Source organism: Candidatus Zixiibacteriota bacterium (genome assembly GCA_040753495.1).
GTDB lineage: Bacteria > Zixibacteria > MSB-5A5 > GN15 > PGXB01 > DYGG01.
This window is the reverse complement of the sequence record JBFMEF010000016.1, coordinates 1-9,053: the sequence shown is the minus strand read 5'-3', so window position 1 is coordinate 9,053 and position 9,053 is coordinate 1. Positions and strand designations below refer to the sequence as shown.

The following is a 9,053-nucleotide window of genomic DNA, read 5'->3' as shown; positions in this document are numbered from 1 at the left end:
GCAGTTGATTGTCGCGGGCGGTGTCGAAGAGGGCGGCCAGGGCCCGTCCCGGCTCCTCCGGCATCTCCTCGCGAACCCGGTTCTGCAGGTCATCGGTTTTCTCCAGTTGCCGCAGGACGAGATTCTCGTTTTCCTCTCCCTGACGGACAAAACGCTCGCCGGCCTGCCTGATAGCAGCCACCGCCTGCCAGGCGCGCTCCCGCGCCTGTACGGTCGCTTTTATGCCTTCCAGATACATATGTCCCTGCCCAAAGGCGCGGGCACGAACCTGCAGCTCCAGAGCCGCCGTCAGAAGAACTTCGGCTTTTCCGATAGCCAGCCGTACCGGTTCCAAATTGACACCGCTTTCGGCCTGCAACCTGGTTTTGGCTTCATTGACGAGGGTCTGGGCACGCCCGATAATCTCACTGGTGCGACCATATTCGGACTCAAAGCGGCTTTGCGCCATCTGTGCCTGGGCGCCGACCGCGAGGAAAAGACCGGTTGAGATAAGGGCGAAGTATATCGTGAGCTTTCTTTTCATCTGGTCTCCTTTGTATATTCCACAGGAGTACCCGTCAAATAATATGCCGAATTGCTGCTAATCATAATATATTAGTTTTCAATAGGTTACAATACCTGCTGGAGTCGCGTGATGGCTCTGCAATGTACCCTGGGGTACAGATGGACGGCTTAGTCCAGTTTTCTTTTGAACAGGCGTTACTTAATATCATGGTATTTCATTCGAGAATATAGGCGTCGTCGGGTGATTTTCAGCAACCGGGCCGCTTCGGTTTTGTTGCCACCGGTCTTCTCCAGCGCTTTCAAAATCATCTCTTTCTCGGAGGCTTCCAGACCGCCGGGAAGGGCGGCCGGGTTCTCGGTCAAGAGAGGGGCGGTTTCGGTTTCATCTTCGATACCGATATGCTCAATCTCGAGCGGCTCTCCTCCCGCCAGAATCATCCCCCTCTCAAGAATATTTTTCAGTTCGCGGATATTTCCGGGCCAATGATAAGAGGTCAGCAAGGCGACCACCTCGGTAGAGAGCCGGGGATGACGATACTGCCGCTTTTTGAGGAAATATTCTGCCAGAGATGGGATATCTTCCTTTCTCTCCGCCAGTGACGGGACATGGATAGGAAAAACATTCAGCCGGTAGTAGAGGTCTTCGCGGAATTTTCCGCGGGTGATTTCTTCTTTGAGGTTGCGGTTGGTCGCGGCGATTACCCGCACATCGGTGGCAACATTATCAACGCCTCCGACCCGGACAAATTGCCGTTCTTCGAGGACCCGGAGCAGTTTTGCCTGCAAGCCCGGGGACATTTCGCCGATTTCATCCAGGAAGATGGTGCCGCCATCAGCCAACTCGAATCGCCCTCTCTTGCGGGCGACGGCTCCGGTAAAAGCTCCTTTCTCGTGACCGAACAGCTCCGATTCAAGAAGAGTCTCTGCCAGAGCGGCACAATTAACCGGGATGAACGGCTTATTTTTCCGATTTGAATTCTGATGTATCAGATGCGCCGCCAGCTCTTTGCCGGTTCCTGATTTTCCGGTCAGGAGCACCGTGGTATCGGTGGCGGCTACTTTGGAAATCAGTCCCAGCATTTCCATGGCGGCGCGGGAATGTCCTATGAACTGGTCATAGTTGAGATTTTTGATTTCATCGGAGTAAAGAGCAGTCAAGTCGGTGAGACGCTGCCGGTCGGAAAGTTTGCGGCAGAGAAGGATTAATTCTTCCATGGCAAACGGTTTGAGGATATAATCGGCGGCCCCTTTTTTCATCGCTTCGACCGCCGACTCCACGGTGCCATAAGCGGTCATCAGAATGACCTCGGCTTCTCCCTTTTGCCGGGCTTTTTCCAGGATTTCGATACCGCTGATTTTCGGCATTGATTGGTCGGTAATTATAATATCGAAAGAGCGGCTCTCCATCAATTTGAGGGCTTCGGTGGGGTCAGAAACGCCGGTGGCGTCGAAACCAGCCTCCCGGAGGGCGTTGCTCACCAGTAAGGTCATCTTTGGCTCATCATCAATAACCAGCACATTTGGCATAGAGAATCCTGCGGTTAAGCATCCTTTTTATCGGCGGCGGGGAGTTCCACCCTGAACTCGGTTGGTCCGCCTTTTTTACTCTGTACAGAGATATCGCCCTTCATTTCAGTAACCAGTTTTTTGGACAGAAAAAGCCCCAGCCCGGAGCCGCTTGTCTTCGTCGTATAAAACGGCTCGAAGATATGTTTCAAGACTGAGGGCGGAACACCGGGGCCAATGTCAATGACGCGGATGACTGCTTTGTCACCGGACGTCTCCGTCTGAAGCTCAATGACAGCATCCGGTATCCCCCGGACGGCATCGGCGGCATTCAGTATCAGGTTGAGAACTACCTGACGAAGCGCGGAGGGGTCGGCTATGGCATGAAGTTCTTTCTCAGAGAGGCTCAGTTGGAGAGATATGCCGTCTGCTTCAAACCGCCTGGAAAACTGGTCATGGACCTGCCGGAGCAGCTCATTCAATTCAACACTGACCGTCTGAAGGCTTCTTCTGCCACCGGCAATCCCCAGGTAATTGGAGACAATTTTATTAAGACGGTCGGTTTCTTCGAGAATAAACTGCGCCTCCGGGAAATCCGGCGTTCTCTTGAGACGTTCCGCTGAGGCGCGGATTATCATTAGAGGATTCTTGATCTCGTGGGAAACAACCGCCACCATTCGTCCCAGGTTGGCTTGCGCCTGTGACAGAAAAAGGGCCTGTTCGGATGAGTTTATCCGCCGTTGAACGAAATAGAAAAAAATGCCAAAAAGAATGCCGCTGCCGACCGAAACGGCGCCGGAAAGATAAAGATTTCTCTTCAGACTGAGAAGGTCATCAGAATAATCGATATCGGCCTCAATACCCAGCACAGCGGTGACCGCTCCGGCGGTATCGGTGAGCCCAATAAAGGCAGATTTGAGAAACAGGTCGCCGACACGATAGCCGCCGGTCACCACCGGCTGTTGCATCCCTATATAGAAGGCGGAATCGATATAACGTCGATTCAAAGCCGCTAGATAATAGAGGGTATCAGCGTCAAATTGGGTGGTTGCCAGATATCTGTAAACAGGGTCGATTATAAAGACTTCCGAGAGGGAATCGGCCTCCTTTATGCTCTCGAGAATCTCAATAATGAAGTCATATCCGATAAGGTCAGAGGAGGGGTAGGGCTCGAGCGAAAGGGGGGTGAGATGTCGTCCCCCCAGGACAGCCAGAGAGGAGAGACGTCGCGAGAGCTGCTCTTCAAAGCTCCGTTCCGCTCTCTGATAGAAGAACCACCAGGAGAGGTTTACCAGCAGTATCACCAGGAGCGTGAAAATGATTACGGCGAGATTTCGTCTGCGGCGGGGAATCATCCTGTTATTATCAAGAGCTCGCTATGGCAAGTCAAGGGGAAAGATGGATGCCCGGACAAGCGGTTTACTTCAGGAGAAGCATCTTGCCGGCGGCGGCGGCTCTATCAGAGGTGAGACGATAGAAATATAAACCGCTCGCCACGCTTTTCCCATCGGCGTCAAGGCCGTCCCAGCTTACCCGATGCCGACCGACCGGATAGACAGCCTCGATAAGGGTGCCGACCCGCGTCCCCAGCAGGTCAAAGATCTCAAGTGTAATATGGGAACGGGCGGCAACGGAGAATTCTATGATAGTTCCGCGGTTGAAGGGATTGGGATAATTCTGATGCAATTGAAAATCCCGGGGAGTAAAATCCGCGCTGCCGTCAGCAATACCGGTGGGGTCTTTTTTCAGGCAGAATATCCCTTCTCCGTTGGTGGCAAACCAGATATTTCCGCCCATATCGACCGCCATTTCATTGACCGATACATACCAGGTGTTGGGAAAGTGGTCGAGATTGTAAGACAGCCAGCTGTCGAATCCGTCAAACCGGCTGACGGGAATCTCGGTTGGGTTATCGGCCGGATACGGGTGCGCCAGCCAGAGATAGCCGGAGCTGTCAATAATGATATCATCGACCTGATTGTAAGCGATACCGCTGTTGGCCGTGTCAAAATTCTGCCATCCCCCTTGACGGTCATACAGGGTCAGCCCCTGGTTGGTGCCAATCCACAAGCGCCCGGCGGCATCAAGCTCAAAGCAGCGAATGGTGTTATCCGGCAAGCCGCTGTTGGACGAGTCATAAGTTGTCCAGCCTCCGACCTCGCTGAAACGGTTCATCCCGGCGAATGTCCCAATCCAGACCTCGCCATAACGGTCGGCAAAGAGGCTTACTATCTGATTGCTGACCAGAGGAGAATTGGCGGTATCGAATCGGCTCCAGATGCTGTCGGGGGAGAGCCGTCCCACTCCGCTTCCGAGCGTGCCGACCCAGATATTTCCGGCGGTGTCGATTGCCAGAGAAGAGACATTGCGGAGATACTGCAGAGCGGTATCCAGGTCGTAGCGTATCCATTCGGAAAAACCGTCATATCGGACCAATCCGCCGGTCTGAGTTCCGAGCCAGAGATAGCCGTCGGAACCGGCGGCGACCGCAATAACCGACGATGTCCCCATATCGTTATTGGCTGGAAGGTAAAATTCCCAGAGAGAATCCTCATCAAAGCGAAAAATCAGCCCAAAGGTTGGACCCTGATAGTATGTGCCAAACCACTTTTTATTATCAGGACCTATGGCAAGGCAATTAATGAAGTCGTTTTCCAGAATGCCGTTGTCGGTATTGAAATAGAGCCATTCCGATTCGGCCTTAAACGGCAGGAATAGTAAGAGGGTAATTATCAAAGTTAGAAAAAGCGCGGACAGCTTCATAAGTCTCCTTCCTGGCGGCATACAATATAACAGCAAATTTCCGACAATTAAAGAGATTATGGGAAATATTTATCAGATTTATAGACGTTTAAGCGGCGATAATGGTTTAATCATAGAAGTTGCATTCTAATGCCTCCTTGACAAAGAGGGCAACGAATTATAACCTTGAAGGTATAATATTTAATGGAAATTGAAGAGAAGGTGTTGTCTATGAGAAAACTGCTGATTGCCTGTATTGTAGTCCTGGCTATTTTACCGGTCCGAGGACAATCGCCGCTGGAGGACAGTCTGACGATATATCTCAAAGCGGGCGGGGCGGCGTTGAGTGACAATCGTATCCCCGAAGCCTTTGAGAATTTTCAGCAGGCGCTTCGACTTGACCCGAATAATGCCAATGCTCTCAAGAATATCGGGATGATACATTCGATGAAAGGGGAATTCTGGAAAGCGCTCGATTACTATAAGAAGGCTCAGCAGCAGGATACCGCCGACGCCGACATCTATAATAATTTGGGGGCGGCATATCAGGCGACCGGCGATACCGCCCGCTCCCTGCGGGCATACCGCAAGGCGATGTCGCTGGCGCCGGACAATGTCGCTTTCGCCCGCAACCTTGCCACCATGCTGGTATATAACAAGCGTTTCTCCGAAGCCTCCTCGGTGCTCAATCTGGCTCTCAAGAAAGACAGCGCCGACCCGGAGCTCCAGTATCTGATGGGGAATGTCCATATGGCGGGAAATCATCTTTATGACGCCGAATCGTTCTTCGCCAGAGCGGTCAATCTCAATCCAGCCGAGCCGCGGTATGTTTACAATCTGGCTGTGGTCAAAGATAAACTTAACAAGAAAGATGATGCCGAAGCGGCGTATAAAAGAACGATTGAGCTGAATCCGCGTCATTTTGACGCTTATCAACATCTGGGGGTGCTCTATATTCTGAGCAAGCGATTCCCCGAAGCGGTGGCGCAATTTGAACGGGCCGTCAAGATTCGTCCCGATGACATGAATGCCCGGGTAGCGCTGGGGGGAGCGTATGTTTACAACGATATGCCGGAAAAGGCGGAGGAAGTGTACCAGTTCCTTCTGAAAAAAGATTCGTCATCTGCACAGCGTCTGATAAATCTCATCACACCGGACAAAGAATAGTCTCCGGGCGCAAAACTGCTTCGTTGACAGGCAAAAAAATACCCCCGACCGGAAGGCCGGGGGCAGAAAAATCTTGTCGAAAACCCCTTACGGAAGATTATAATTCAGACCCAGAATCAGGCTGGTGTAATCGGTTACTTCACCCGGCGTATCAATCCAGTTCCAGCGATATTCGGCGCTGATGCCGATTGGGAACGCGGGAAGAGTGACATTGACACCGCCTGAAAGATGATACCCCAGACGAGTCATCGAGCCCGGTATGTTAATCCCTTCATCATCGAGAGACAGCGAAAGCGGCTTAACATAGTCGTAGCTGAGATTATGGCTGGAGATGCCGCCTCCGAAATAGGGCGATACCACTTTCAACTTGATAGGATAGACCAGCGATGCCCCGAAGCTGAAATCCTGCATTTTGAATTCAAAAGTCTGCCCGCCGAAATCATATTCATTTTTCTTCCAGGCATAATCGCCAAACAGAATCAGGTTGACCATCGGCAGCGATGAGAGCCGTATCTGGGCTCCAAAGAGATTCATCTGGTCGGCTTTGTAGTCGCCCAGCGAGAGGCCGGCCTGGTCATAGTTATTGACCCAGCCCCCTCTGACCCCGATAGAAAGGCCGGTAATAGCAAACGCCGGCGTCGCCATCAAGGTAATCACAAGAAGAATCATGAGTTTGCGCATTTGCTCCTCCTCTTTTCATTTAAATATCGGCAGGAGCCCGGATGAAATTAATCCTCCTCGATTCTGTGATGCCGTTTACAATTTTACGATTTTGAGGCATATTTCGTCCATGTAATAGAGGTATCATTTAATGATAGAGGGAGGCAAGATGATAAATAAACTGATAATAACTATGGCGGCGGCTGTTCTTTTTTTGAGCAGTTGCGAAGAGAAGATATCGTCGGTTGACAGCAGTTCGGCGCCGATGACAGTGAGCGGGACTCTGTACGCCTGGAGATGCGGTATTCGTGATTGGTTCAACAATAACCTTCAAGCCGACAACCGTTTCTACACCCGAACAGGAGATTCGGCAGCAATCCGCTTCTTTGCGCACGGCAAGCCGCCACTGTCGACCTTCACCGACCAAAACTCTCGATTTGAATTCTCCCTCGATGCAGGAATCTACAACATTGAATATCTTACCGGATACTCCTGGCCCCCCGATACGATTTATGACGTCAGCATCGCATCCGACACGACCATCGTCCTTGATATGGTCTTGCGCTCGCTCGACCCTCTTTACCTCTGCTTCGAGTTCACTTACAATCAGTATCAGGACACCCTGCGGATTGATGAGGACTGGAACTGCCTCAAGAAGCTCAATCAATTTATGGGAGGAGTGCTTGATATACAGGGGCTCTATCCTCCGAAAGGTGCAAGAACCTGGTTCGTCCTGGAGAGGCAGAATTCAATATCAATTTATATTTACTACAGAGTCCCGATTCGCAGGGATCGAATTCACTTAGGACAAGCATTGGAGATTGCCAGCAGGTTCGTATACAGCAACATGATTGAATTTGAGCCGATCAAATCGGTGAATCCCTGCGGTAGCATGATTCCTTGCCTCGCTATGTAAAACCGGCTTACGACCGGCTAACACGGCGCTGTTGAACTGACAGAATAAGGCAGATAAAACTGGAGCACCCCGGGATAATTGTGATTGCGATTTCCGGTTACGCAACTAAAGAAATCGTCAATTTCATTGCCGTAGCCGGGGCTGATGTCTTTATTGAGATGCCGGTCAAGATTGAAGAACTGCAAGCAGTGGAACGACGGTTTATGTAGTCAACAATTATTGACACCCCCGATATTAGTTGACGATCTGCATAATATCGGGGGATTTTCGACCCGCATATCCTATTTATCGCTCTTCTTGCCAAGCCCGAACATATACCCGAAGAGAATCTTGAAATCAGGAACGTCACCAATCCCGAAACGGGCCACCAGATTGTAGAAATTTTTCTCGCCGGCGGCGATTTTCACCCCTCCTAAAAGAGTCAGCCCGATTTCGGTGTCGCTGTCGCCATTGTCGGGGTCAACAAAGACCAGGGTCGGCCCGCCGCCGACATAGAAGAGAAATTTCGCCCCGGGCGGGGAAACCAGATTGAGAGAGCCGTCAAGATTAGCCGTAATCAAAGAAACATTATCGCCGGTGCCGTAATCAAGACTGGGGGAAAAATCGACTCTCCCTTTCAGCGCTCCCATTATTGCCTGCCCGCCAATTATAAACTGGTCAGGATTGACTCCATAGCCGGCCCGGATGCCGATTCCGCTTTTCAAGTCACGCATATCGGCCTGAGCGGGCGCAATGAAAAGAAGTATCGCCGCGGGCAATGCGAAAAGCAGATAAATCTTTCTCATCTTCTCCTCCTGATTCTATCGGTTGGTCAATCTGTTGGAAAATATACGATTCGCCGGCAATTCTGGCAAGAAAGAACGGCGATGATAACATGGAAATCAGGAATTGCAGAAACCCCGTATTTTCTCCACCGGGGGAAAAGAGATCGGGGGGAACTTCGGCCTGCTTAGACTGTGACAGGAATTGACAAACTACTTCCCGCGGTAGTGATATTATTGATTAATTCAAACCGCCGATAATAGATATATGAAAGTACTTGCCGCTGCCGATGAGGTTCTAAACAGCGTCTTCCATGATGTGCTTGGCGACACAGGAGTGCAGTTAACCACTATAGAACCTCATAATGATTCCGAAATTATAATTAGCGCCCTGCAACAAGAGATATTTGACCTGGCAATAGTAACAAATTCAGATTTTAGTCCGTTTAAACTTCCTGAATTGATAAGCCAGATAAAGTCGGAGCATCCGAGGATCAGAGTGATAGCAATTTGCGGCTATAATACACCTGAATTACGAGACAAAATTATGGCATCAGGTGCAGAAATATTTATAGATATGCCATTCAAATACAAAAAACTTCAGCAGTTGTTAACCGGCTAATCCCAACATAGCCAAGTAAATTGTACCCCCCCGATATCTTTCACCGCAGTGAAAAATATCGGGGAGACTTTGAACTGCACAACCTGCTGGATTTCACTCGTCGGGGGAAATATTCTGATTCATACAGAAAAGATTCTGCGGGTCATATTTCTTTTTTGCCTTCAAAAGCCGCTCA

At 50.5% G+C, this 9,053-nt stretch carries 11 protein-coding genes; 4 read left to right on the top strand and 7 right to left on the bottom strand.

Annotation, left to right across the window (positions count from 1 at the left end):
- The 4 genes from AB1690_01050 to AB1690_01035 all read right to left on the bottom strand — a co-directional run.
- A partial coding sequence (locus tag AB1690_01050) for a hypothetical protein (GenBank protein MEW6013887.1) occupies window positions 1-523 on the bottom strand: 523 nt, incomplete at its 3' end.
- A 176-nt stretch (window positions 524-699) separates the two neighbouring features.
- Complete coding sequence (locus AB1690_01045) at window positions 700-2,031, bottom strand: sigma-54 dependent transcriptional regulator (protein ID MEW6013886.1); 1,332 nt, start codon at window positions 2,029-2,031, stop codon at window positions 700-702.
- Between the two features lie 14 nt (window positions 2,032-2,045).
- Window positions 2,046-3,365, bottom strand: a complete 1,320-nt coding sequence (locus tag AB1690_01040; GenBank protein ID MEW6013885.1) for a HAMP domain-containing sensor histidine kinase — start codon at window positions 3,363-3,365, stop codon at window positions 2,046-2,048.
- A 64-nt stretch (window positions 3,366-3,429) separates the two neighbouring features.
- Window positions 3,430-4,773 carry a two-component regulator propeller domain-containing protein gene (locus AB1690_01035; GenBank protein ID MEW6013884.1) on the bottom strand — a complete coding sequence of 448 codons (1,344 nt, stop codon included), beginning with the start codon at window positions 4,771-4,773 and terminating at the stop codon, window positions 3,430-3,432.
- 210 nt (window positions 4,774-4,983) lie between these two features.
- Here AB1690_01035 and AB1690_01030 point away from each other — a divergent pair, with 210 nt between their 5' ends.
- Window positions 4,984-5,919, top strand: coding sequence for a tetratricopeptide repeat protein (locus AB1690_01030; protein ID MEW6013883.1), 936 nt, complete (start codon window positions 4,984-4,986; stop codon window positions 5,917-5,919).
- A gap of 87 nt (window positions 5,920-6,006) precedes the next feature.
- On the opposite strand, the gene AB1690_01025 is transcribed toward AB1690_01030, so the two are convergent.
- The gene (locus AB1690_01025; GenBank protein ID MEW6013882.1) at window positions 6,007-6,600 is read right to left on the bottom strand and encodes an outer membrane beta-barrel protein; all 594 of its coding nucleotides are present in this window, start codon (window positions 6,598-6,600) and stop codon (window positions 6,007-6,009) included.
- 148 nt (window positions 6,601-6,748) lie between these two features.
- Here AB1690_01025 and AB1690_01020 point away from each other — a divergent pair, with 148 nt between their 5' ends.
- Both AB1690_01020 and AB1690_01015 read left to right on the top strand, forming a co-directional pair.
- Window positions 6,749-7,495, top strand: a complete 747-nt coding sequence (locus AB1690_01020) for a hypothetical protein (GenBank protein MEW6013881.1) — start codon at window positions 6,749-6,751, stop codon at window positions 7,493-7,495.
- Window positions 7,496-7,575: 80 nt separating this feature from the next.
- Window positions 7,576-7,704: a hypothetical protein gene (locus tag AB1690_01015; GenBank protein ID MEW6013880.1), complete on the top strand. Its 129-nt coding sequence runs from the start codon at window positions 7,576-7,578 to the stop codon at window positions 7,702-7,704.
- Between the two features lie 72 nt (window positions 7,705-7,776).
- On the opposite strand, the gene AB1690_01010 is transcribed toward AB1690_01015, so the two are convergent.
- Window positions 7,777-8,280 carry a hypothetical protein gene (locus AB1690_01010; GenBank protein ID MEW6013879.1) on the bottom strand — a complete coding sequence of 168 codons (504 nt, stop codon included), beginning with the start codon at window positions 8,278-8,280 and terminating at the stop codon, window positions 7,777-7,779.
- A gap of 244 nt (window positions 8,281-8,524) precedes the next feature.
- On the opposite strand from AB1690_01010, the gene AB1690_01005 reads away from it, so the two are divergent.
- The gene (locus tag AB1690_01005) at window positions 8,525-8,878 is read left to right on the top strand and encodes a hypothetical protein (protein MEW6013878.1); all 354 of its coding nucleotides are present in this window, start codon (window positions 8,525-8,527) and stop codon (window positions 8,876-8,878) included.
- 93 nt (window positions 8,879-8,971) lie between these two features.
- Here the strand turns inward: AB1690_01005 and AB1690_01000 are convergent.
- On the bottom strand, window positions 8,972-9,053 hold an 82-nt coding region (locus AB1690_01000; protein MEW6013877.1), incomplete at its 5' end, for a BBE domain-containing protein.